This window comes from Agarivorans sp. OAG1, from assembly GCF_037076485.1.
GTDB lineage: Bacteria > Pseudomonadota > Gammaproteobacteria > Enterobacterales > Celerinatantimonadaceae > Agarivorans > Agarivorans albus.
The window spans coordinates 1,387,294-1,410,834 of the sequence record NZ_AP028990.1; the positions used below are offsets into that span (position 1 = coordinate 1,387,294).

Annotated in this window: 23 protein-coding genes; 20 read left to right on the top strand and 3 right to left on the bottom strand. The window is 44.1% G+C overall.

The genetic code is table 11. The features are described from left to right. The first annotated feature begins 2 nt into the window (after positions 1–2). Genes recO through OAG1_RS06505 form a run of 4 tightly spaced genes read left to right on the top strand, consistent with a single transcriptional unit; the run spans position 3 to position 2,167 of the window. On the top strand, positions 3–710 hold the full coding sequence (gene recO / locus OAG1_RS06490; RefSeq protein ID WP_220718531.1) for a DNA repair protein RecO: 708 nt from the start codon (positions 3–5) through the stop codon (positions 708–710). Between the two features lie 24 nt (positions 711–734). Further along, on the top strand, positions 735–1,475 hold the full coding sequence (pdxJ, locus tag OAG1_RS06495; protein WP_338625040.1) for a pyridoxine 5'-phosphate synthase: 741 nt from the start codon (positions 735–737) through the stop codon (positions 1,473–1,475). Positions 1,476–1,478: 3 nt separating this feature from the next. Beyond that, on the top strand, positions 1,479–1,853 hold the full coding sequence (acpS, locus tag OAG1_RS06500; protein ID WP_338625042.1) for a holo-ACP synthase: 375 nt from the start codon (positions 1,479–1,481) through the stop codon (positions 1,851–1,853). A 14-nt stretch (positions 1,854–1,867) separates the two neighbouring features. Then, a complete protein-coding gene (locus OAG1_RS06505; protein ID WP_338625044.1) occupies positions 1,868–2,167 on the top strand; it encodes a hypothetical protein in 300 nt (99 codons plus the stop codon). A 78-nt stretch (positions 2,168–2,245) separates the two neighbouring features. On the opposite strand, the gene OAG1_RS06510 is transcribed toward OAG1_RS06505, so the two are convergent. Beyond that, on the bottom strand, positions 2,246–3,211 hold the full coding sequence (locus OAG1_RS06510; protein WP_338625046.1) for a response regulator: 966 nt from the start codon (positions 3,209–3,211) through the stop codon (positions 2,246–2,248). 129 nt (positions 3,212–3,340) lie between these two features. Beyond that, entirely contained in the window at positions 3,341–5,029 is a 1,689-nt protein-coding gene (locus OAG1_RS06515; protein ID WP_338625047.1) for an ATP-binding protein, read from the bottom strand. Positions 5,030–5,123: 94 nt separating this feature from the next. Between OAG1_RS06515 and rlmD the strand changes: the two genes are divergently transcribed. The 14 genes from rlmD to rpoS all read left to right on the top strand — a co-directional run bounded on the left by rlmD (position 5,124) and on the right by rpoS (position 19,125). Continuing rightward, positions 5,124–6,434, top strand: coding sequence for a 23S rRNA (uracil(1939)-C(5))-methyltransferase RlmD (gene rlmD, locus OAG1_RS06520; protein ID WP_338625049.1), 1,311 nt, complete (start codon positions 5,124–5,126; stop codon positions 6,432–6,434). Positions 6,435–6,485: 51 nt separating this feature from the next. Continuing rightward, positions 6,486–8,705 carry a GTP diphosphokinase gene (gene relA, locus OAG1_RS06525; RefSeq protein WP_338625051.1) on the top strand — a complete coding sequence of 740 codons (2,220 nt, stop codon included), beginning with the start codon at positions 6,486–6,488 and terminating at the stop codon, positions 8,703–8,705. 22 nt (positions 8,706–8,727) lie between these two features. Beyond that, a complete protein-coding gene (gene mazG / locus OAG1_RS06530; RefSeq protein ID WP_338625053.1) occupies positions 8,728–9,543 on the top strand; it encodes a nucleoside triphosphate pyrophosphohydrolase in 816 nt (271 codons plus the stop codon). A 134-nt stretch (positions 9,544–9,677) separates the two neighbouring features. Then, complete coding sequence (locus OAG1_RS06535; protein ID WP_040307427.1) at positions 9,678–11,309, top strand: CTP synthase; 1,632 nt, start codon at positions 9,678–9,680, stop codon at positions 11,307–11,309. Positions 11,310–11,372: 63 nt separating this feature from the next. Further along, a complete protein-coding gene (eno, locus tag OAG1_RS06540) occupies positions 11,373–12,671 on the top strand; it encodes a phosphopyruvate hydratase (RefSeq protein ID WP_016402842.1) in 1,299 nt (432 codons plus the stop codon). 136 nt (positions 12,672–12,807) lie between these two features. Continuing rightward, on the top strand, positions 12,808–13,095 hold the full coding sequence (gene ftsB / locus OAG1_RS06545) for a cell division protein FtsB (RefSeq protein ID WP_016402841.1): 288 nt from the start codon (positions 12,808–12,810) through the stop codon (positions 13,093–13,095). A 23-nt stretch (positions 13,096–13,118) separates the two neighbouring features. Next, on the top strand, positions 13,119–13,823 hold the full coding sequence (ispD, locus tag OAG1_RS06550; RefSeq protein ID WP_338625058.1) for a 2-C-methyl-D-erythritol 4-phosphate cytidylyltransferase: 705 nt from the start codon (positions 13,119–13,121) through the stop codon (positions 13,821–13,823). Between the two features lie 6 nt (positions 13,824–13,829). After that, entirely contained in the window at positions 13,830–14,303 is a 474-nt protein-coding gene (gene ispF / locus OAG1_RS06555; RefSeq protein ID WP_338626418.1) for a 2-C-methyl-D-erythritol 2,4-cyclodiphosphate synthase, read from the top strand. Continuing rightward, positions 14,304–15,359, top strand: a complete 1,056-nt coding sequence (locus tag OAG1_RS06560) for a tRNA pseudouridine(13) synthase TruD (RefSeq protein WP_338625060.1) — start codon at positions 14,304–14,306, stop codon at positions 15,357–15,359. It abuts the gene before it with no gap. After that, positions 15,340–16,095 (top strand): 5'/3'-nucleotidase SurE, encoded by a 756-nt coding sequence (gene surE, locus OAG1_RS06565; RefSeq protein WP_016402837.1) that lies wholly within the window; start codon positions 15,340–15,342, stop codon positions 16,093–16,095. The genes OAG1_RS06560 and surE overlap by 20 nt, the downstream gene beginning before the upstream one ends. Beyond that, positions 16,095–16,736, top strand: a complete 642-nt coding sequence (locus OAG1_RS06570) for a protein-L-isoaspartate(D-aspartate) O-methyltransferase (protein ID WP_040307426.1) — start codon at positions 16,095–16,097, stop codon at positions 16,734–16,736. The genes surE and OAG1_RS06570 overlap by 1 nt, the downstream gene beginning before the upstream one ends. After that, complete coding sequence (locus OAG1_RS06575) at positions 16,733–17,311, top strand: YqaA family protein (RefSeq protein ID WP_249483221.1); 579 nt, start codon at positions 16,733–16,735, stop codon at positions 17,309–17,311. Before OAG1_RS06570 ends, OAG1_RS06575 begins: the two co-directional genes overlap by 4 nt. A gap of 4 nt (positions 17,312–17,315) precedes the next feature. Further along, entirely contained in the window at positions 17,316–18,119 is an 804-nt protein-coding gene (locus tag OAG1_RS06580; protein WP_338625066.1) for a peptidoglycan DD-metalloendopeptidase family protein, read from the top strand. A gap of 55 nt (positions 18,120–18,174) precedes the next feature. Continuing rightward, positions 18,175–19,125 (top strand): RNA polymerase sigma factor RpoS, encoded by a 951-nt coding sequence (gene rpoS / locus OAG1_RS06585; RefSeq protein ID WP_016402833.1) that lies wholly within the window; start codon positions 18,175–18,177, stop codon positions 19,123–19,125. A gap of 69 nt (positions 19,126–19,194) precedes the next feature. Here the strand turns inward: rpoS and mutS are convergent, their stop codons facing one another. Beyond that, entirely contained in the window at positions 19,195–21,759 is a 2,565-nt protein-coding gene (mutS, locus tag OAG1_RS06590) for a DNA mismatch repair protein MutS (protein WP_338625069.1), read from the bottom strand. Positions 21,760–21,929: 170 nt separating this feature from the next. Between mutS and recA the strand changes: the two genes are divergently transcribed. After that, on the top strand, positions 21,930–22,973 hold the full coding sequence (gene recA / locus OAG1_RS06595) for a recombinase RecA (protein ID WP_016402831.1): 1,044 nt from the start codon (positions 21,930–21,932) through the stop codon (positions 22,971–22,973). 34 nt (positions 22,974–23,007) lie between these two features. Beyond that, positions 23,008–23,457 carry a regulatory protein RecX gene (locus OAG1_RS06600; protein ID WP_338625071.1) on the top strand — a complete coding sequence of 150 codons (450 nt, stop codon included), beginning with the start codon at positions 23,008–23,010 and terminating at the stop codon, positions 23,455–23,457. Positions 23,458–23,541 lie beyond the last annotated feature (84 nt).

Sequence of the window (23,541 nt, forward strand, 5' to 3'; positions counted from 1 at the left end):
GCTTGCCTGAACAGGCACTCACACCTGCGTTTGTTATTCATACGCGGCCATATCGAGAAACCAGTTTGTTAGTTCAGCTGTTTACCCTCGAATATGGCAAAGTGAGTGCTGTGGCTCGCGGAGCTAGAGCTAAACGCTCTAAGTGGCGAGGCATATTGCAACCCGGCGTTCCACTATTAGTAGAGCTTAGTGGCAAAGGCAGTTTGCGTAATTTTAAACAGGTAGAAGCCAGTAACTTAGCGCTACCGCTGTTTGGACAATATCTTTATAGCACCCTTTACCTTAATGAACTGCTTTATTATTTGCTGGAAGAAAATACCGCTTATCCAAGCTTGTATCATCATTATCAAGACAGCTTAATGGCCTTAGCCAAACAGCAGCCTTTAGAGGGCTGTTTGCGTGAGTTTGAGCTGTTGTTGGTGGCTGAGTTGGGCTTTGCCTTAGCCGAGCCGCAAGAATTTGCTCAAGGTCTTAGCTATCAATACCGATTACATGAGGGTTTTGTGGTTAGCAACAGCCGCTTTTCGCAGGTGGAATTTAGCTATCAGGAAATACTTATGTTATTAGCTTTTGACCCACAGCAAGCACAACACTTATTATGTGCCAAAAGATTTTGTCGAATTGTGATTGCTCAACTGCTCAATGGCAGAGAGTTGACCAGTCGCAAATTGTTCAGTCAAATTAAAACTACCAATAGAGCCTTCAATTAAGGCCTTGTTGAAAAAGGAATATTTGTGAGTGAGATTTTATTAGGCGTAAATGTTGATCATATCGCCACACTTCGCCAAGCACGCGGCACGACATACCCAGATCCTGTGCTTGCTGCTGGTATTGCCGAGATGGCTGGCGCTGATGGTATTACCATTCATTTAAGAGAAGACCGTCGTCATATTGTTGACCGTGATGTTGCTATCATGAGTCAAACGGTGCAAACCCGCTTAAACCTAGAAATGGCGGTAACCGACGAGATGGTAGCCATTGCTTGTGAGCACAAACCTCACTTTGTGTGTTTGGTGCCAGAAAAGCGTGAAGAGTTAACCACCGAAGGTGGTCTGGATGTTGTTGGCAATCTTGAAAAAATCACCGAAGCAGTGACTAAGCTAACTGACGCGGGTATTTTAGTTTCGCTATTTATCGATGCCGATGATGAGCAAATTGATGCTTCTATTGCATCTGGCGCGCCATTCATTGAGTTACATACTGGTCATTATGCCGATGCAGAAGATGAAGCCGAGCAGCAAGCTGAACTGAAAAAGATTGCCGCTGCGGCCAGTTATGCTGCAGACAAAGGCTTAAAAGTAAATGCTGGCCATGGTTTGCATTACCATAATGTATTGCCAATTGCTGCTATGCCAGAAATTATTGAACTTAACATTGGTCACGCGATTATTGCGCGTGCAGTAATGGTTGGCATGGATGCAGCCGTGCGTGAAATGAAAACCTTGATGGTTCAAGCTCGCCAAGGTGAAGCATAAACTGTGGCGATAGTAGGCTTAGGTACCGATATCGTTCAAGTAGAACGAATAGCCAATAGCAAGCAAATGCATGCATTGGCTAAGCGGATATTAACCGAAGCTGAATTTGCGCGGTTTGAACAGCATGCTGCCCCAGCGCGTTTTTTAGCAAAACGATTTGCTGCTAAAGAAGCAGCTGCAAAAGCGCTGGGAACAGGAATTGCCAAAGGTGTTGGTTTTCAACAAATAGAAGTATCCAATAACCAATTTGGCAAACCTGAGTTGGTATTTAGCGGCGCTGCAATGGCCTTGTGCGAGCAGCTTGAGGTAAGCAGCCAGTTTATTAGTATTAGTGATGAGCGTGACTACGCGGTAGCTACCGTGGTGCTAGAGCGCTAATTAGGAGAAGAACATTGGTTGAACGATATCGCGTTCAGTTAGACCTGTTTGGTCTAATGAAATTATTAGCCTTGGTAGGTTTTGGTGTGGGTGTGATTGCTGGTTTAGCATTACTAATTTATACGGTAATGAATGGTGGCAATATTATTCAGGCGATATTGCCTATGATTATTTCGCCGTTTAGTAATGCGTTAGTAACAGCCTTATTTGGTTTAGTTAGCTACCCATTTTATAACTGGTACTGCAATCGTAATCGCGGTCAAGTACTAACCGGTCGCTTCCTTAAAGAACAAGACGCTAATCAAGATATTTAGTGGGCCTGCTTACAATAATTGCCAAAGAAAAAAGCCGCATAATAGCGGCTTTTATTTTGCGCAAAATACCTTGGAAGCTTAGCTTAGCTGCTGATTTAACTGCTTGGCAGCCTGTTTGACCTTTTCTATTTCATCACTTAGTTCCAGCAATTCTGGCTCAACTTGAGCAACATCACCGTGCTGACGTAGGCTATCTTCAATGGTGGTTGTAAGTGACTCTAAGCGCTTACAACCACTATATGCACAACCTCCGCGGAAGCGATGAACTAGTAGCACAAACTCATCTGCATTAATTTGCTGATTCAGTATCTGCTCAATTGCTTCTTCTATCTCTACAAAGCTGTCTTGCAACATAACAAACATATCTATGGCTAAGGCTTGGTTGTTGTTAGCGCGTTGCATGGCTAGTTGCCAAGACAGGCTAGCATTTTCAAACTCAATAGTTTTAGGTTGATCCAAGGTGGCAGCAAAGTCTTCTCGGCTAAGCAACTTAGCATTGGGTTGCCAGCGGTGGATAAGCTTCTCTAGTGACGATTCATCTATGGGTTTTGCTAGGTAATCATCGACGCCTTGCCCCAACAACTGTTCTTTTTCGCCCGCTAGAGCATGCGCAGTTACTGCGATAATTGGGGTTTGTTCATTTTTACTGTTCTGACGAATTTTTTGGGTAGCGCTAATGCCATCCAAAATCGGCATTTGAATATCCATTAAGATGAGATCGTAACTTTCTTCTTCAGCTTTAGTGATGGCTTCTAAGCCATTAGTACAGGTATCAACTTGGGTAACCAGTTCATGCAGCATTGCTGATATAAGTTTTAAGTTTGCTGCGTTGTCATCTACCGCTAGCACCTTTAACACCAGTTTCGAGCGGGAAACTTTTGCCATTGGCGTAACAACATCATTTACAGCAATCTTCTCATCAACTAATGCTTGCGCCAGTTTGCGATGGTTAATTGGCTTACTCATGCAGTGTTTAGCACCTGCTTCAATAACCCGTTGGTGAATATCTGGATCGCTGGAGTTGATTAATACAATTACTTCCAAACTACGTTGTAGTGCTTCGGCTATTTTCTTTTGTAAGGGCTCGAGTGTTTGCCAGTCACTATGGCCAATGATTACCGTGCCCGAGAAGTCTTTAATCGCGCTTTGCCACTGAGCATCGTCAGTTGCGGTTTAGCCCAACAGTGGCAATTGCCACTGTTGGGCTAAACCGCTAATTACAGACTGGCTGACTTGGTGTGGTTCATATAGCAACACCGATAGCTGACTTAACGCGGTTAGTGGCAGCGGAGCTCCCAGTACCATGTTGGCCTGTTCTAAGTGAATATCGAAACTAAACACTGCGCCTTTTTCTGGCTCGGAGCTTAGTTTGATATCGCCACCCATATGTTGAACCAGTTTTTGAGTAATGACTAAGCCTAAACCGGTGCCGCCGTACTCGCGGTTAATACTGGTATCTGCTTGTTTAAAGGCCTGGAACAATTGCGATTGTTGCTCTTTAGAAATGCCAATGCCAGTATCTTTCACCGCAGCATTAAGTACTACTTGCTGGCCTTGTTGCTTGATTAAACTAATCGCAACGGTAATTTCACCCTGATGGGTAAACTTAATGGCATTGCCTAGTAGGTTAGTGAAAACTTGTTGTAAACGCAGAGGGTCGCCACGCAAACCTTCTGGCACACTAGGTTCTATTAATAAGTTAAGTTCTAAGTTTTTATCTTGAGCACTTGGTGCTAGCAGTGTTACTACGTCGTTGATGGTATCGCGGAAGTTAAAATCAATGCGCTCGAGCTTGAGTTTTCCTGCTTCCAATTTAGAGAAGTCAAGAATGTCATTAATGATGGCAAGTAGATTGTTGGCTGACTTTTCAATGGTAAGCAGATAGTCGGCTTGATTACTGTTTAGCTGAGTTTTAAGCAGTTGACGAGCAAAACCAATGACACCATTTAACGGAGTTCTTAACTCGTGGCTCATGTTGGCTAAGAATTCCGATTTCGCCTTAGCGCCTTGTTGCGCCTCTTTTTTGGCGATATCTAACTCAATATTTTGAATTTCAATCTGTTCAAGGGTTTCACGCAAATCACTCGTGGCTTGATCAATGCTTTGGTGCATTTCCTCATGATATTCGGCTAGCGATTTAGCCATAGAGTTAATACCGTGTTTCAGCAACCCCAGCTCGCCGGTATAGCTGCCATCAACACGGGCATCTAAGCGACCTTGGCGGATCCGGTCAACAATGTTCACCATGTTGGTAATGGGTTGGGTCACTTGTTTACTTAATTGGAAGGCGAAGAGCACACTAATGAGTACGCCAAATAACACAATAAACAGCGCTACCGTGGTATCTCTAAACTGCAGCAGCAAGGCGCGGTCTTTGTTGTACTGCATAGAGATGTAACCTAGCAGCTCTGGTTTTCCATTACTAAAGGCGGCAAAACTTCCTTCTGCTTCCGCCCAGATGGGCGCACGCAAAATAATCCGATTGGGGTAAATTTCTACCTGAGTTGATTGCGGCAGTGGTAGCTCAGGGTCACTTTGTAGCAAGCGAATATTGCGGTGGTAGTTACTGGTTACAAAAAGTTGATTGTGTTTATCGTACACCGCAATACTTTTAATTAACGGTGACATTTTTCGATGAGTAACGCTAATCAGCGATTTTACTTTTTCCCGATTATAACGGCTTAGACCAACTTCACTGGCGATGGCGAGAGGCTCAATAACATTAACACCTTGCTCGATAACAAAGTTATCCAATTGCTGATTTCGGTTAAAGGTGAAGTAGCTCGCCAACAAGATACCGACAAAAAGTGTAGGTATAATAGTGAGAATATATACGCGGGCGCGTAAGCCATACTTGGTCATAAACGTTTCTTATGGGAAAATGACATGGTTCCAATCGCTTATGATGACATAAGCCCGTCCTTTTTTGTATTCACCGAGTAAATAAGTCTCTTCTATGGCCCAATTTTTTAAAGCAAAAGCAAAATCAACTTCGATAAAGGCAATTAGAGACGCTCAGGTTCTAGCGCTTGATCACCATTTAAACGGAGTGGTAAAACACCAAGGCAAAACCTACTTTGTTGACGGGGTGTTGCCTGGAGAGCGGATTGATGTATTGCCTAGTGCTAAATCGGGTCCAGCTAAGTTACTTAAACGGTTAAATGATGCGCCCCGGCGCATCGAGCCAACTTGTCAGTTCTACCAACAGTGTGGCGGGTGTAGTGCCCAGTATTTGTCGGCCCAGGCTCAGCGAGATTACAAACTAAAAGCGGTAGCTGAGCTCATCAGCCGCCAGTCTGGTTATCAAGACTTACCTGAGTTTGAAATATTAAGTGGAGATGATTGGCATTACCGACGCGCTACACGTTTGAGCACTTGGTTTGATAAGCAGCGTGGTTGGCAGCTTGGTTTTCGTAAAAAGTCCAGTAAAGACATTGTGGCTATATCAGAGTGCATTGTGCTTAAACCGCAACTGTCGGCACTGCTGGTGCCTCTTCAGCAATTAATAAAAATATGGCCAAAGTCTATCAATTTAGGTCATATCGAGCTTATTGACTGCCAGCCGCAAATTGTTTGCCGGGTTCGTGTTCGTAACCAGCCTTCCGATAAAATTGCAGCGCAATTACGCAGCTTTGCTCAGAAACATTCCATCGCACTAGTCATCGCTACCGATGAGCAATCGAGCTATTTGATGGGGGAGCAGGCTTACTATGATTTGGCTGAACAGGATTTGCGCTTAGCCTTCACACCCGGTGACTTCATTCAAGTGAATGAAGCCATGAATCAAGCTCTGGTTTCTCAGGCTTTAGAGTGGTTACAGCCTTGTGTAACGGACCAAATACTGGATTTGTATGCCGGCATTGGTAATTTTAGCTTGGCTCTGGCGCAAAAAGCGCAGCAAGTGATTGCGGTTGAAGGTGTTGCAGCAATGACTAAGCAAGTGTTAGCTAATGCTGAGGCAAATGGTTTAAGCAACGTTAGTGCATTTAGCGGCGATTTAGAGCAAGTTGAAACCGCTAAAGCTTGGCAGAAAACCAAGGTTAATAAAGTATTACTCGACCCTGCTCGAGCAGGAGCAAAACTAGCCATTTCACAGGTTGCCAAGCTTAGTCCAAGCACCGTAGTATATGTCTCATGTAATCCTGCTACCTTAGCCAGAGATGCCAAAGTGCTTAAACAGGCGGGTTATCGCTTAAGTAAGTTGGCGTTAGTAGACATGTTCGCACACACTGAACATGTAGAAACAATGGCTTTATTTGAACGTTAATGGTTGATGAGCAACCTGTGTTGGTAGCATTGATATAGGAATTTTTGTTGTATGGTTTCGGTACGAGAAACACATCTAAATGAACAACTTTTATTTGATGAGAATCAGTGGGTTGCTAGCCTTGATATTGCGGTAGAAGATCAACAGCACTTGTTTGCCGCCAGCAACTACTTTCGTGCTTTAGAAGCAGATAAAGACCAAGTCCATCGTTGTTTAACCAAGGGTAAGGAGATGGTGGAAATCTTAGTTACCCTTAACATGGATTTGCCTACCCTAGAAGCTGCGTTGTTATTTCCGTTTGTTGATGCTGGTTTACTAGCAGAAGAAAAACTTAGCCCACAATTTAGTGATGAAGTGATCAAGTTGCGTCACGATGCGGCGCAAATGGACGCGATGAAGGCGCTAAGAACCGGTCAAAACAAAAGCCTATCATCTGGGCAAATAGATAATGTGCGACGGATGCTGCTGGCCATGGTGGGGGATGTTCGCGCTATTGTGATCAAGCTGGCCGAGCGTATTTGCTTCTTACGAGAAGTAAAAAATGAAGAAGAAGAGATCCGCGTATTAGCGGCCAAAGAAAGCCAGGACATTTATGCTCCGCTAGCGAACCGTTTGGGGATAGGCCAATTAAAGTGGGAGTTAGAAGATTTTACCTTTCGCTACTTGCATCCGGTCACCTACAAACAAATTGCTAAGCAGCTAGATGAGAAACGCCTCGCAAGAACCCAGTATATAGATGACTTTGTGGCTAAGTTGCAGCAGGATATTGAAGCTGCAGGCATTGACGCGCAAGTTTATGGTCGTCCAAAACATATTTACAGCATTTGGCGAAAAATGCAGAAAAAGGACTTATCTTTCGATAAGTTGTTTGACGTGCGTGCAATTAGGATTGTGGCCGAAAAACTGCAAGATTGTTACGCCATATTAGGCATAGTACATACCTCTTGGCACCATATCCCTAGTGAATTTGACGACTATGTTGCCAATCCAAAACCGAACGGTTATCAATCTATTCACACCGTGGTAATTGGACCAGAAGGCAAGTCGATAGAGGTTCAAATCAGAACCAAGCAAATGCATGAAGAGTCTGAGCTTGGCGTGGCCGCTCACTGGAAGTATAAAGAGGGTGGCAGCGGCGGTCGCAATGACTTCGAAGATAAAATTGCGTGGTTGCGTAAGTTATTAGCATGGCAAGACGATATTGCCGAAAATGGAGCAATGCTTGAGGAGCTGCGCTCCCAAGTATTTGACGACCGGGTATATGTATTCACCCCAAGCGGTGAAGTGATTGATTTGCCCGCAGGCTCTACGCCTTTAGACTTTGCCTACTATGTGCATAGTCAAGTGGGGCACCGCTGTATCGGTGCCAAAATTGGTGGCAGAATTGTGCCCTTTACATACCAGTTACACACTGGTGAACAAGTAGAAATTATTACTCAAAAAGAATCTAGCCCCAGCCGCGATTGGCTCAATCCCAATTTGGGCTATGTGAAGTCCTCGCGAGCGCGCAATAAAATAGCGACCTGGTTTAAAAAACAAGACAAAGACAAAAACCAAGTTGCCGGTAAAGAGCTGCTTGAAGCAGAGCTACATAAGCATGGTTTTAAACTTAGTGATGCAGAGCTGTGTGTAGAGCGTTTCAATGTTAAAAACCTCGATGATCTGCTGGCCGCTGTTGGCGCGGGCGATGTAAAGCTGAGCCAATTGATTCATCATTTGCAGGCCACGCTCAATAAGCCAACCGCAGAAGAAGAAGATCGCCAAGCATTAGAAACAATTGCCAAAAAGGCAGAGCATCACGGTCAAAAGAAAAAGCGGGCTAAAGATTCCATCGTGGTAGATGGCGTTGGCAACCTGATGACTCATATCGCTAAATGTTGTCAGCCTATACCGGGTGACAGTATTAAAGGCTTTATTACCCAAGGGCGTGGTATTTCTATTCATAGTCACGACTGTGAACAGCTTGCTGAGTTAGTGAGTCGTACGCCAGAGCGAGTGATTGATGCGGTATGGGGCGATAATACTGCCAGCAGTTATAGTTTAACTATTCGCATTATTGCCAATGATAGAAGCGGTTTATTACGTGATGTCACCACTGTGTTGGCTAACGACAAAGTGAATGTGATGGGTATGCAAAGCCACTCAGATGTAAAAAGCCAAACCGCTACCATTGATATGGAAATAGAGATTTATAATTTGGAAACCTTATCGCGGGTATTAGCCAAAATAAATCAGCTTAACCATATTATCGAAGCGCGCCGTTTACGCTAACTAGTCAGGAATTTTCATTTCAATGTCACAACGCCCTTATAGCATAGAGACGCTGTTAAGCATTATGACGCAGCTGCGCGACCCAGAAACGGGCTGCCCTTGGGACCAAAAGCAAGATTGGCAAAGTATAGTTCCTTATACCATAGAGGAAACCTACGAGCTGGCAGATGCAATTAACCAAGCTTTAGAGCAAGCAGACTTTTCAGAAGTGAAGCTTGAGTTAGGTGATGTGCTATTTCAGGTGGTGTTTTACGCACAGTTTGCTAAAGAGCAAGGCGATTTTGATTTTGCCGATGTGGTGGATGGTATTTGTGAAAAGCTTATTCGCCGTCATCCCCATGTTTTCACTGAACAAGCTTTTAAAAATGAAGCGGCCATTAAAGCTAATTGGGAAGCTGAAAAAGCCAAAGAGCGCGCCAGTAAAGCGCAATCTAGCAGCGTGAGTGTTTTAGACGATGTTCCCTTGGCGCTTCCGGCTTTAAGCCGAGCGCAAAAATTACAAAAGCGTTGTGCAAATGTGGGTTTTGATTGGCCAGATGTAGCCCCTGTTATCGATAAGGTAGAAGAAGAGTTAGTGGAAGTTAAGCAAGCCATTGCCGAGAAGAATCAGCAAGATATTGCTGAAGAAATCGGTGATTTGTTGTTTTCTTGCGTAAATTTAGCCCGAGCTTGTGATTTTGATGCAGAAGACTTACTACGTTCTGCTAACCAAAAGTTTACCCGGAGATTCCAAGGCGTTGAAGCGCTGGCAAGGGATTCGGGGAAAAACTTAGAAAGTATGAGCCTTTCAGAGATGGATGCGCTGTGGGATAAAGTGAAAGAAAATTACAAAAATTGATTTACAACAAAACCACTAAATCTTAGTCTTGATAGAGTGACATTGATTGTGGTGTTAAAGAGGCTTTGCTATACTATGCCCCCGTCCAAGTATCGCAGATACGCCCTTAACACATCCAACTTCTCAGGTTAGACATGACAACAAAGTACATTTTCGTCACTGGAGGCGTAGTATCCTCCTTGGGTAAAGGTATTGCCGCTGCATCATTAGCTGCGATCCTCGAAGCTCGCGGTCTTAAAGTGACCATTATGAAGCTTGACCCGTACATTAACGTTGATCCCGGCACAATGAGCCCGATCCAACACGGCGAAGTATTTGTAACCGAAGATGGCGCTGAAACTGACTTAGATTTGGGTCACTACGAGCGTTTCATTCGTAACAAAATGACTAAGCGCAATAACTTCACTACGGGTCGTGTTTATTCTGATGTACTGGCTAAAGAACGTCGTGGTGATTACTTAGGCGCAACTATCCAGGTGATCCCTCATATCACTAACGCAATTAAAGAGCGTGTTGTGGCGGGCGGCGAAGGTGTAGATGTAGCCATTGTTGAAATTGGTGGCACCGTGGGTGACATCGAATCGCAACCTTTCTTAGAAGCTATTCGTCAATTAGGTACCGAGATTGGCCGCGAACGCGCCATGTACATGCACCTTACCTTAGTTCCATATTTGGGTGCCGCAGGCGAAGTAAAAACTAAGCCTACTCAGCACTCGGTTAAAGAGTTGCGCTCAATTGGTATTCAGCCTGATATTCTTATTTGTCGTAGCGACCGTGCAATTCCTGCTAACGAGCGCGCTAAGATCGCCTTGTTCACTAACGTACCTGATCGCGCGGTAATCTCCTTAAAAGATGTTGATAGCATCTACAAAATTCCAGCATTGCTTAAGTCTCAAGGCTTAGACGCTCTAGTGACCGAACGTTTCGGTATAGAGTGCGAAGAAGCTGATTTGAGCGAATGGGAACAAGTTATATACGAAGAAGCTAACCCAACCAATGAGATTGTTATTGGTATGGTGGGTAAGTATGTTGAATTACCTGATGCTTATAAATCAGTTAATGAAGCGCTAAAACACGGCGGACTTAAAAACCGTTTAAGTGTGAAGATTCAATATGTAGATTCTCAAGACCTTGAAGTAAAAGGCACCGATGTACTAAAAGACTTAGATGCGATTTTAGTACCAGGCGGCTTTGGTGAGCGTGGCGTAGAAGGCAAGATTTTAGCCGCACAATATGCTCGTGAGAACAATGTTCCTTACTTGGGTATTTGTTTAGGCATGCAAGTAGCGTTAATTGAATACGCACGTAACGTAGCTGGCCTAAAAGGTGCCCACTCAAGTGAGTTTGACCCTAAATCAAAACACCCTGTAGTTGGTTTAATTACCGAGTGGATTGATGAAGACGGTAAAGTAGAAACTCGTGATGTAGATTCTGACCTAGGCGGCACAATGCGTCTTGGCTCGCAGCTTTGTCATCTAACCAAAGGGTCTAAGGTGGCAGAGTTATATGGCAGCGTAGAGATTTATGAGCGCCATCGCCATCGTTATGAAGTTAACAATACTTTATTGCCAAAAATTACCGCGAAAGGCTTACAGGTAACCGGTCTTTCTTCGGATAAGAAGTTAGTAGAAATCATTGAAAACCCAGCTCACCCTTGGTTTGTGGCAGCACAATTCCACCCTGAATTCACGTCTACGCCTCGCGATGGACATCCGTTGTTTGCAGGTTTTGTAAAGGCAGCTGGTGAATTTAATAAAGCTCGCTAGACTCAATTAGCGAGTAATGTTTTTTAGAGAGTTAGAAGTTCATTTATATAGAGGAAATTAGTAATGTCTAATATCGTAAAAGTACTTGGTCGCGAAATCATGGATTCACGCGGTAACCCAACTGTAGAAGCTGAAGTACACCTAGCTGACGGTTCTATCGGTATGGCTGCTGCTCCATCTGGCGCATCAACTGGTTCACGTGAAGCCCTAGAATTACGTGACGGCGATAAAGCTCGTTACTTAGGCAAAGGTGTATTAAAAGCAGTTGAAGCTGTAAACGGCCCAATCGCAGAAGCACTTGCTGGTAAAGACGCATTGGCTCAAGCTGAGCTTGACCAAATCATGATCGACCTAGACGGCACTGACAACAAAGCTAACTTTGGTGCTAACGCTATCCTAGCTGTATCTCTAGCTGCTGCTAAAGCTGCTGCTGCTTCTAAGAAAGTACCACTATACGCTCACATCGCTGACCTAAACGGTACTTCAGGTGTTTACTCTATGCCTCTTCCAATGATGAACATCATCAACGGTGGTGAGCACGCAGATAACAGCGTAGACATCCAAGAATTTATGATTCAGCCAGTTGGCGCTGCTAACTTCCGCGAAGGCCTACGTATGGGCGCTGAAGTATTCCACAGCCTAGCTAAAGTTCTTAAAGCTGGTGGTCACTCAACTGCTGTTGGTGACGAAGGTGGTTTCGCTCCAAACCTAGAGTCAAATGAAGCTGCACTTGCTGCAATTAAAGAAGCTGTTGCTGGCGCGGGTTACGAGCTAGGTAAAGACATCACTTTAGCTATGGATTGTGCTGCTTCTGAATTCTACGACAAAGAAGCTAACATCTACGACCTTAAAGGCGAAGGTAAGAAATTCACTTCAGAAGAGTTCAACTTCTTCCTTAAAGATCTTACTGAACAGTACCCAATCGTTTCTATCGAAGACGGCTTAGACGAGTCTGATTGGGACGGTTTTGCTCACCAAACTAAACTTCTAGGTGACAAAATCCAATTAGTTGGTGACGATTTGTTCGTAACTAACACTAAGATCCTTAAGCGTGGTATCGACAACGGCATCGCTAACTCTATCCTAATTAAATTCAACCAAATCGGTTCTTTAACTGAAACTTTGGCTGCAATTAAAATGGCTAAAGACGCTGGCTTCACTGCTGTTATCTCTCACCGTTCAGGCGAGACTGAAGATGCAACTATCGCTGACCTAGCTGTTGGTACTGCTGCTGGCCAAATCAAAACTGGTTCACTAAGCCGTTCTGACCGTGTTGCTAAGTACAACCAACTTCTACGTATCGAAGAAGCTCTAGGTTCAAAAGCACCTTACAACGGTCTTAAAGAAGTTAAAGGCCAGTAATTCTTTTGAATTAAGCCGATAGCTTTAAAAATCCTCGCACTAGCGGGGATTTTTTTTGCCTAGGATTTAGATAAATAACACGCTGCTTATGGAGTAACAAACGGCTTTATGGGATTATCTCTGTTAGGGAGGAACCATGCGTTCGTTTAAGATTTTACTGATATTGATTGTTTTGCTGTTGCAGTATCAACTGTGGTTTGGCAAAAACTCGCTTAATGACTACTTCGCGCTGCGTGAAGAGGTCACCAAGCATGACTTAGCAAATCAAGAATTAGCGCAGAGAAACTCGGTGTTAGTTGCCGAAATTGCTGATCTACGCAGTGGTTTAGACGCGGTAGAAGAGCATGCGCGTAATGAACTTGGCATGATTAAGCAGGGTGAAACTTTTTATCGCATAATTCCGTCCTCCGAAATAGAACAATAAGTGGCTCCGAGTATCAACATTTCATGAAATCTGAATGCAAGCAATATACTGCGCTGTTACCTGCCGCAGGTATTGGTAGTCGTATGCAAGCCTCGCTTCCTAAACAGTATTTACGTTTAGGTGAGCAGACCATTTTAGAAACTACCGCCAAGGTCTTTTTATCCCACCCTGCAATTAAAAACTTAATCATTGTATTGCACCCCAACGACACTTGGTTTAACCAATTACCCTTAGCCAAAGACGGACGCATTAATACGGTGGTTGGTGGTGATGAGCGGGCTGACTCTGTGTTAGCTGGGCTCAAGGCGGCTAAGCAAGATGAATGGATTTTAGTCCATGATGCGGCCAGACCTTGTATTACCCAAAGTGACATTAGCAAATTAATTAGCGCCGTAGAGCAACAGCAATGTGGTGGTATTTTAGCCACTCAAGTTCGCGATACGATGAAACGCGGTGCCGATGGCAAAATTGCCCAAACGGTATCTAGAGAACAGCTTTGGCATGCATTAACCCCACAAATGTTTAAGGTTAAGCAGCTTAAAGACAATATACAAAATGCCTTGTTAACTGGCACAGCGATTACCGATGAAGCGTCTGCTATGGAGTGGGCGAACTGCCCGGTGAGTTTAGTGACAGGGCGTAGCGATAACATTAAAGTGACTTGCCCAGAAGATTTGGCCTTAGCAAAATGGTTTATCAGCCAGCAACAGAATGAAGAGGAAATATAATTGAGTATTCGCATTGGCCACGGTTTTGACGTTCACAAGTTTGGTGGTGAAGGCCCATTAATGGTTGCTGGTGTCGCCATTCCTTACGAGCAAGGATTTGTTGCTCACTCTGATGGCGATGTTGCTCTTCACGCTTTATGTGACGCTTTGTTAGGTGCACTAGCCTTGGGCGATATCGGTCACCATTTCCCCGACAATGATCAGGCATATGCCGGCATCGACTCGCGAATTTTATTACGCCAAGTGGTCGCGCAGATATTTGAGCGCGGCTTTAAACTGGCAAATCTTGATTTAACCATTGTGGCCCAAGCACCTAAGATGGCGCCGCACATAGAAGCCATGCGGCTAAATATTGCAGAAGACTTGCAGGCCGATATAAGCCAAATTAATGTAAAAGCCACAACAACAGAAAAACTTGGTTTTGAAGGGCGTAAAGAAGGTATTTCTAGTCACGCCGTTGTATTGCTGGAGAAAAACTAAGTGAGTGATTATCTAGAGCAAATTAACCAGCTCAATTATCTCCATGGTAAACCACAAAGCAGCGGTATCTTAAAGCAACAAGCCGCTGATTTTTGTGTGGATGAAGTATTGCCCTTTGAGTTTAGTGGCGATGGCGAACACATGATGGTGAAGGTGGAAAAAACCGGTGAAAATACTTCATGGGTGGTAAAAATGCTGGCCGAAGCCTGCCAAGTAAGCCCTAAAGTGATTAGCTACGCGGGTTTAAAGGATCGTCACGCAGTAACGACTCAATGGTTTAGTATTCAGTTGCCCGGAAAGCCTAATGTTGAGTTACCCGAGCTCTTGGGTGAGGGGGTAAAAGTTGTTGCCGTTGAGCGGCATAACCGAAAGCTAAAACGCGGGGCCTTGTCTGGAAACAATTTTAAGATCCGTTTGCGTGATGTATCAGATGCGAAAGATGCGGTAATCCGCACAGAGTTAGTTGCAAAAGCGGGAGTGCCAAATTACTTCGGAGCGCAGCGTTTTGGACGAGGCGCCAGCAATATAGACAGTGCTTTAGCCATGTTTGCCGGTAAGCGCATTAAAAACCGCGATAAACGCAGTATTTACCTCTCAGCCGCGCGTAGCTTAGTGTTCAATCGAGCAGTGAGTGAACGAATCGCGCAGCACCATTTTTCAGAGCTACTAACTGGTGATGTGATGAAATTTGCTAGCAGCAATGCTTACTTTGTCGCTGAACAAGTTGATGCAGATATTGTTGAGCGTTTCCAGCAAGGTGAAATTGAGCTTTCTGCGCCTATGGTGGGGAAGGGGGAGTTAGCTTGCGTAGAGGATGCTTTGCGTTTCGAGCAAAGCGTGCTGAGTCTCTACCCTCAAATTATTACAGGCTTAAGTGAAGCAGGTTTGAAGATGGAACGCAGGGCTCTGGCACTTAAACCACAACAGTTTAGCGCGAAGCTTGATGGTAATGACTTAGTACTGAGCTTCTACCTAAGTGCAGGAAACTACGCAACAAGCATATTGCGCGAAATTGTAAATTGCCAAGGTGAAGGTCATGACCATATTAGTGAGTAATGATGATGGTATTCATGCACCTGGCATTCAGTGTTTAGCACAGTGTTTAAAGCAACTAGCGCCGGTGTTAACGGTTGCCCCAGACCGAAATTGTAGCGGTGCCAGCAACTCTTTAACTCTAGAAAACCCCTTACGCATTGTGCACTTAGATGAACAAACTATCTCTGTTAAGGGGACGCCCACAGACTGCGTGCATCTAGCGATTAACGAGTTAGTGGATGAGCTACCAGAACTCGTGGTGGCGGGTATTAACGCAGGTGCCAACCTTGGTGATGACGTACTATATTCTGGTACCGTTGCTGCAGCAATGGAAGGAAGAAACTTGGGTTTACCTGCAATTGCTGTATCGTTAGTAGGCAGTGAAGGGAAGCACTATCAAACCGCTGCAGAAGTAACTTTAAAGTTGATTAAGCAACTGCGCGAGCATGCCTTACCGAGTAATCAAATTCTTAATGTGAACGTTCCTGATTTGCCAATGGAGCAGATTAAGGGCGTAAAGGTAACTCGGGCTGGCAGCCGGCATCGTGCAGAAGTGATGGTTAAACAACAAGATCCACGTGGCCACGACATTTATTGGCTTGGTCCACCTGGAGAAAAGCAAGATGCAGGAGAAGGCACCGACTTTCACGCAGTTGCTCAGGGCTATGTATCAATAACACCTTTAACAATAGATATGACAGCCCACAGCTTTATTGGCAAACTAGACACATGGATCAAGGATTGGGAGGCAAGGTAATGCAATTTGGCGAAAGCCCAAATAGTGTGAAATTGGTGAATCAACTACGTCAGCACGGTATACAAAACCAAGCCGTTTTGAACGCTATCGCTAAACTACCCCGACAATATTTCATTGATGAAGCGCTTGCACATCAGGCTTGGGATAATACTGCTCTGCCAATTGGTCAAGGGCAGACCTTATCTCAACCTTATATTGTGGCCAAAATGACTGAAATATTGCTGCAAACTCAGCCGAAAAAAGTGCTCGAAATTGGCACAGGTTCGGGTTATCAAACTGCGGTTTTAGCTTCTTTAGTCGACCAAGTTTACTCAGTTGAACGGATTAAAACCTTGCAGTTTCAAGCTAAACGCCGTTTAAAAATGCTCGATTTACATAATGTTGCAACAAAACATGGCGATGGTTGGCAAGGTTGGGCAAGCAAAGGGCCATTCGACGCAATTATTGTAACTGCCGCTGCAGCAGCTATTCCTCAAGCGTTAGTTGAGCAATTGAGTGTAGGTGGCCAAATGATTATTCCAGTAGGTGAGCAACAGCAGCAACAGTCGCTTATCTTAGTAGAAAAACAAACCCAAGGTTTTACCCAACGTAATCTTGAACCCGTTCGTTTTGTTCCTTTAATTAATGGTGAATTAGCGTGAAAATTTTTAGTGCCTTATACGATAGAGTGATGACGTGGTCTGAGCACCGCCATGCTGTACGTTATCTTTCAGGGATGAGTTTTATAGAATCTATCTTTTGGCCTATTCCTGTCGATGTCATGCTGGCGCCTATGGCGCTTTCTCGCCCTAATAAAGCATTACGCTTTGCTATGTTGGCGACTATTTTTTCAGTATTAGGGGCGGCTTTGGGTTATGCCTTAGGTCAGTTTTTCTACGAGCCTCTTGTGGAGCCGCTAATAAAATCGGTGGGCTACCAGCATAAAATGGATGTAGCCTTTGAATGGTTTGAAAAATGGGGGGTATTAGTAATTTTTGTGGCTAGCTTCACCCCAGTTCCATACAAGGTCTTCACCTTAACTGCCGGTATTCTGAATATGGCATTTATTCCTTTTTTACTTATATCTCTAGTTGGGCGCGGTATGCGTTTCTACTTGGTGGCCGGCTTGATGATGTGGGGCGGCGAAAAAATGGAAGCCCAACTGCGTAAATATGTAGAGATTTTAGGTTGGGCAGTTGTGGCTTTAGCTGTGGTAGCGTACCTATTGCTTCGTTAACACTATGAATTACTGGCGTTATTTTGGCTTAGTGTTTCTCGTTTGCTTGCTACAAGGGTGTAGTCGAGAAGGTGGCCCCGCGCCAGTTACTAATGCTGGAACTTATAACGAAGAGACTCGAGGTGTCCTAAATAGCTCCAGTTATAAAGTAAAAAAGGGCGAAACACTGTACTCGATTGCTTGGCGGGCTGGGATCGACCCCGAACAATTAGCAAAAAGAAATAATATTCCGCCTCCATACACAATATATGTTGGTCAAACTATAAATCTGAAAGCTAGCAGTGTTAAAACCAGTAAAGCTAAAACCAATAAGCATAAAACTGTGAAGCCGCAAGTTAAAGATGTTAATAAATCGTCAAAAGAACTTGAATCAACGTCAACAAAGGCATACGCTAAAAACTCGCCGAAAGTTACCGTGAAGGCTCAAACCGGTCCCGTCAAAGGCTGGGTTTGGCCAACAAAAGGCAAGATTATCAAGGGTTTCTCTAACAAAGAGAATGGTAATAAAGGCCTAGATATTCGCGGTAAGCAAGGCCAAAAAATCGTAGCTTCAGCACCGGGTCGAGTGGTGTATGCAGGTAGTGCATTACGGGGTTACGGAAAACTAATAATAATAAAACACAATGATGATTATTTAAGTGCTTACGCTCATAACAGTCGTTTACGTGTCAAAGAAAAACAGCAAGTAGTAGTAGGGCAACATATCGCCGATATGGGCGATACAGGAACAACAGATACGCGATTACATTTTGAGATCCGTTTCAAAGGAAAGTCAGTAGATCCAGCTAAGTATCTACCGGCACTCTAGCCTAGATTGCATATAACAATAACAGCAATCAGGTCTTGTTCAGGGAGGTTATGCTATGACCCAAGTAAAAACTGCTGTAAAACTTAAAAGCGTTTCAACAGAAAATTCAAAGAATCAAACTGTTGATAAAAAATCTGATAAAGATGACATCATGCAAGCCGATGTTTCCAAGAGTTTAGATGCTACTCAGCTCTATCTTGGCGAAATTGGTTTCTCTCCATTACTTACCGCCGAAGAAGAAGTCCTATATGCCCGCCGCGCCCTTAGAGGTGACGAAGCCGCGCGTAAAAGAATGATTGAAAGTAATCTTCGCTTGGTAGTAAAAATTGCTCGCCGCTATAATAATCGTGGTTTAGCACTGCTAGATTTAATCGAGGAAGGGAACCTTGGTTTGATTCGAGCAGTGGAAAAATTTGACCCCGAGCGTGGCTTCCGATTCTCTACCTATGCTACATGGTGGATTCGTCAAACCATCGAACGAGCAATCATGAATCAAACTCGAACTATTCGATTACCGATTCATGTGGTGAAAGAGCTAAATGTATATTTACGTACAGCACGTGAATTAGCGCATCGTTTAGATCACGAACCAACCGCCGAGGAAATTGCTGAAACGCTAGATCGTCCGGTTGAAGATGTCACTAAGATGTTACGTCTAAACGAACGCATCAGCTCAGTTGATACGCCTATCGGTGGGGATAATGACAAAGCCTTGCTTGATATCATTTCAGATGAGAATGACCACGGGCCTGAACACCGCACCCAAGACGACGATATGAAAAATAGTATCGTTGGTTGGTTAGGTGAGCTAAATAGCAAACAACGCGAAGTATTAGCACGTCGCTTTGGTTTACTAGGTTATGAAGCATCTACTCTGGAAGATGTGGGCCGTGAGATAGGCTTAACACGCGAGCGTGTTAGACAAATTCAGGTTGAAGCGCTACGTCGCTTACGTGACATACTTTCTCTACAAAATTTATCTATAGATTCGCTTTTTAAAGTGTAGATAAAGAAATATTAGATAATAAAAAGGAAGCTTAGGCTTCCTTTTTTAGTTGTTGAATGAACATGTAGTTTAATGGCTTTGCTGTTTTAGTTTATACAATAAATCTAAAGCTGCTTTAGGAGTTAGTTCGTTGGGGTCGAGCTGTTTAAGTTGCTCAACAACTGGGTGAGGTTCTGGTTCGCCTAAGTCCATGTTCAACTGAGCAGCTAAATCTCCATTTACTGCATTTGAGCCCGCGGGCTCAATCGCCTCAAGTTGTTTGAGCTTTCGTTTCGCTTGGTTAATAACTGCTTTTGGAATGCCAGCAAGAGCAGCTACTTGCAAGCCATAGCTTTTACTCGCCGCGCCATCTTGTACTTGATGCATAAATGCGATGGTATCCTGATGTTCAACCGCGTCTAAATGCACATTAGCTACCCCTTCCAACAATTCTGGAAGCTGAGTTAACTCAAAATAGTGAGTAGCAAAAAGAGTTTGTGATTTAAGTTTAGCTAATGCCTGCGCGACAGCCCAAGCTAATGACATACCATCATAAGTGCTTGTTCCTCGGCCAATTTCATCCATCAGTACTAGGCTATTGGCAGTGGCGTTATGCAATATATTTGCAGTTTCAGTCATCTCGACCATAAAGGTAGAACGACCACTTGCTAGATCATCAGACGCACCAATACGAGTGAAAATCTTATCTATTGGTCCAAGCTCTGCGCTATCAGCCGGAACATAACTTCCCATGTAAGCCATCAAACAGATAAGTGCTGTTTGGCGCATATAGGTCGATTTACCGCCCATGTTAGGGCCTGTAACTATTAATAGCTGGCGCTGTTTGTTTAGCTGAACAGGGTTGGCAATAAATGGTGTTTCATTTACATGCTCTACAACCGGATGACGGCCGCCTTGGATACTAATACCTGAGTTTTTCACAAAGCTTGGGCGAGAGTAGTTTAGGCTTTCGGCTCTTTCTGCCAAACAAGCTAGAACATCTAGTTGAGCAATGGTTTGAGCACTTTGTTGCATTTTGTTTAGTTCTGGCATTAACAGGTCGAGTAGTTGTTCGTACAACTGTTTTTCAAGGGCTAGCGCTTTACCTTGACTAGAAAGCACTTTTTCTTCGTGCTCTTTAAGCTCGGGGATGATGTAGCGCTCCATGTTCTTTAAAGTTTGACGGCGAATATAGTGCTCAGGAACTTGTTCTGCATGGGCTCGACTAACTTCAATATAAAAACCATGCACTTTGTTATAGCCAATTTTTAGATTAGCGATGCCAGTTTGTTCGCGCTCACGTTGCTCTATATCACTTAAAAATTGAGTAGCCCCGTCACTTAAGTTACGCCACTCATCCAGTTCTTGATTGTAGCCTGGCGCAATAACCCCACCATCTCGAATGAGTACTGGAGGATTATCAATAATTGCATTTTGTAGCAGTGTGAGGGTAACTGGGAACTCACCGATGTTTTTAGCTAAAGGGGCTAACGCTTGGCAGTTAAGTAAATAACTTTGCAGCTCGGGCAGTTGGTCAAAAGCATTGCGTAAGCGAGCAAGATCCCGAGGACGAGCAGAGCGCAATGCTAAACGCGCCAAAATACGTTCAATGTCGCCTATGGATTTAAGAATGCTTTGAAGTTGCGGATAGAGGTCAGCACTTAATATCTCGGCAATGCAATCTTGACGAGCGACAACTTCTTGCTGATTGCTCAACGGTTGATGGATCCAGCGGTTGAGCAAACGGCTACCCATGGCAGTGGCGCTGCGATCTAAAATGGCGCTGAGAGTATTGTCATAAGTGCCGGCTAAGTTTCGAGTAAGTTCTAAGTTCTTACGACTAGCAGCATCTAACTGAATAAACTGGCTTTGGCTTTCAATAATAATTGCATTGATATGTGGCAATGCGGTGCGCTGGGTATCTTGTACATATTGCAACAAGCAGCCCGCAGCCGACAGGGCGAGGGGATATTCACTCACGCCAAAACCATCTAGATGACGAGTACCAAATTGCTGGTTTAGCACTTTTTCTGCTGTGGCTAAATCAAATTCCCACTCACCGCGTCGGCGCAAGCCTTTGTAGCTTTGCAAACTTGGGTAATATTCAAAATCATCGGGGTAGAGCAACTCGGCTGGGTTTAGTCTCTGTAGTTCGGCTTGCAGCTGATCCTCGCCATTAAGCTGATTGATAACGAAGCGACCACTGGCAATATCCAGATAAGCAAGACCTATTTGGTCCTGTTGATTCACTACACTAACTAATAGGTTGTCTTGTTTTTCCTCTAGTAGCGCTTCGTCACTTACTGTACCAGGGGTGATGATTCTAACTACTTTTCGTTCGACCGGGCCCTTGCTGGTAGCTGGGTCGCCAATCTGTTCACAAATCGCGACTGACTCGCCTAGTTGTACTAGTCGTGAAAGGTAGTTCTCGGCCGCGTGATAAGGAATACCGGCCATGGGAATCGGTGTACCAGCAGATTGCCCACGTTTGGTTAGCGAAATATCCATTAGTTCAGATGCGCGTTTTGCATCCTCATAAAACAACTCATAGAAATCGCCCATACGATAGAACAGCAGAATATCAGGGTGTTGCGCCTTTAAATTAAGGTACTGGCGCATCATTGGCGTATGTTTTTCTAGGTTTGTTTCAGTCATCAGGGTAATCGAATTATTGGCTATTTAGTTGAACGAAGCTGCAAGGATAAAAGCTGCCAGCTAATTAGGCAAAACTCTTTTAGGAATTTTATGGAATAAACTTGATACTGTATGAATACCCAGTATACTACTGTTCAACAAGATAGTTAAAAGCACCTAACGAGGGCGATATGGATCAGAACAAACAAAAGGCATTAGCTGCGGCCCTAGGCCAAATTGAGAAGCAATTTGGTAAAGGCTCAATCATGAAGCTTGGTGATAACCGTACCATGGATATTGAAACCATTTCTACTGGTTCTTTATCAATTGATATTGCTTTGGGTGCGGGTGGCTTGCCAATGGGCCGAGTGATTGAAATCTATGGTCCTGAAAGTTCTGGTAAAACCACACTTACTTTAGAAGCTATCGCGCAAGCCCAAAAAGTGGGGAAAGTATGTGCTTTTGTTGACGCCGAGCATGCTTTAGATCCTATCTATGCAAAAAAGCTAGGTGTAGACGTAGACAACCTATTGGTATCTCAACCAGATACCGGTGAGCAAGCTCTAGAAATTACCGATATGTTAGCCCGCTCTGGCGCTGTAGATATGATTGTTATTGACTCGGTGGCAGCCTTAACACCAAAAGCAGAAATTGAAGGTGACATGGGCGACAGCCACGTTGGCCTGCAAGCGCGTTTGATGTCTCAAGCATTACGTAAGCTAACCGGTACCCTTAAGCAAACTAACTGTATGTGTATCTTCATTAACCAAATTCGTATGAAGATTGGTGTAATGTTTGGTAATCCTGAAACCACTACCGGTGGTAACGCACTTAAATTCTACGCCTCTGTTCGCTTAGACATTCGCCGCATTGGCGCAGTTAAAGCTGGTGATGAAGTTGTTGGTAACGAAACTCGCGTTAAAGTGGTTAAAAACAAAATTGCACCACCGTTTAAGCAGGCTGAATTCCAGATTATGTATGGTGAAGGCTTTAACCGCTACGGTGAGCTGGTTGACCTAGGTGTTAAAGAGAAGCTGGTTGATAAAGCCGGTGCTTGGTTCTCTTACAAAGGCAATAAAATTGGTCAAGGTAAAGCAAACGCTTCTACCTACTTAAAAGAGCATCCAGAAGTTGCTCAAGAAATTGAGATGACGATTCGTAACAACCTGTTAAATAAGGTTGAGCTCGAAGAGCAAGAGCCTGCCGCTGAAGCTCCAGTAGATCAAGAAGCATAAACGAGATAAAGGAGCCTAAGGGCTCCTTTTTGTTATGACTAATCGTAGTGCCTTACATACCACCATCGATTTGCTATCAAGACGTTCTTATAGCCAACAGCAGCTGTTGCAAAAACTGCGGCAAAAAGGCTACCAAGATGACGAAGTTAGTGATGCTCTAGAGTACGCGCAACAGAACGCTTGGTTAGATGATCGAAGCTATGCTGCATCGTTAACCCGCGCTAGGGTTAGCAAAGGCTACGGCAAAAACTATATTAAGCAGTATTTGCAAACCAAGGGTATTAGCGGCGATTTAGCGATTGAAGTTTTGGAACAGGATGACTGGGATTGGTTCCAAGCCATCGAACTTTGTTTTAACAAGAAATTTAAGCAAGGTTTACCCAGCGACCGAATGCAAAAGCAAAAATGTACAGCCTACTTGTTTCGACGAGGCTTCGATTTCGAACTAATCAATATCTTGTATAGCGAACTACAACAGCAATAAGCCTCGAACACTTTGCCTGCAAAGGTCTGCGTGATATATTGTCGCGATTAATAACGGTTTCACCTTTTTTAGCGCTTATCGACG

Coding starts and splice junctions, on each gene's coding strand:
- OAG1_RS06515 (WP_338625047.1), bottom strand. CDS start 5,029: ATGACCAAGTATGGCTTACGCGCCCGCGTATATATTCTCACTATTATA.
- rlmD (WP_338625049.1), top strand. CDS start 5,124: ATGGCCCAATTTTTTAAAGCAAAAGCAAAATCAACTTCGATAAAGGCA.
- relA (WP_338625051.1), top strand. CDS start 6,486: ATGGTTTCGGTACGAGAAACACATCTAAATGAACAACTTTTATTTGAT.
- mazG (WP_338625053.1), top strand. CDS start 8,728: ATGTCACAACGCCCTTATAGCATAGAGACGCTGTTAAGCATTATGACG.
- OAG1_RS06535 (WP_040307427.1), top strand. CDS start 9,678: ATGACAACAAAGTACATTTTCGTCACTGGAGGCGTAGTATCCTCCTTG.
- eno (WP_016402842.1), top strand. CDS start 11,373: ATGTCTAATATCGTAAAAGTACTTGGTCGCGAAATCATGGATTCACGC.
- ftsB (WP_016402841.1), top strand. CDS start 12,808: ATGCGTTCGTTTAAGATTTTACTGATATTGATTGTTTTGCTGTTGCAG.
- ispD (WP_338625058.1), top strand. CDS start 13,119: ATGAAATCTGAATGCAAGCAATATACTGCGCTGTTACCTGCCGCAGGT.
- surE (WP_016402837.1), top strand. CDS start 15,340: ATGACCATATTAGTGAGTAATGATGATGGTATTCATGCACCTGGCATT.
- OAG1_RS06570 (WP_040307426.1), top strand. CDS start 16,095: ATGCAATTTGGCGAAAGCCCAAATAGTGTGAAATTGGTGAATCAACTA.
- OAG1_RS06580 (WP_338625066.1), top strand. CDS start 17,316: ATGAATTACTGGCGTTATTTTGGCTTAGTGTTTCTCGTTTGCTTGCTA.
- rpoS (WP_016402833.1), top strand. CDS start 18,175: ATGACCCAAGTAAAAACTGCTGTAAAACTTAAAAGCGTTTCAACAGAA.
- mutS (WP_338625069.1), bottom strand. CDS start 21,759: ATGACTGAAACAAACCTAGAAAAACATACGCCAATGATGCGCCAGTAC.
- recA (WP_016402831.1), top strand. CDS start 21,930: ATGGATCAGAACAAACAAAAGGCATTAGCTGCGGCCCTAGGCCAAATT.
- OAG1_RS06600 (WP_338625071.1), top strand. CDS start 23,008: ATGACTAATCGTAGTGCCTTACATACCACCATCGATTTGCTATCAAGA.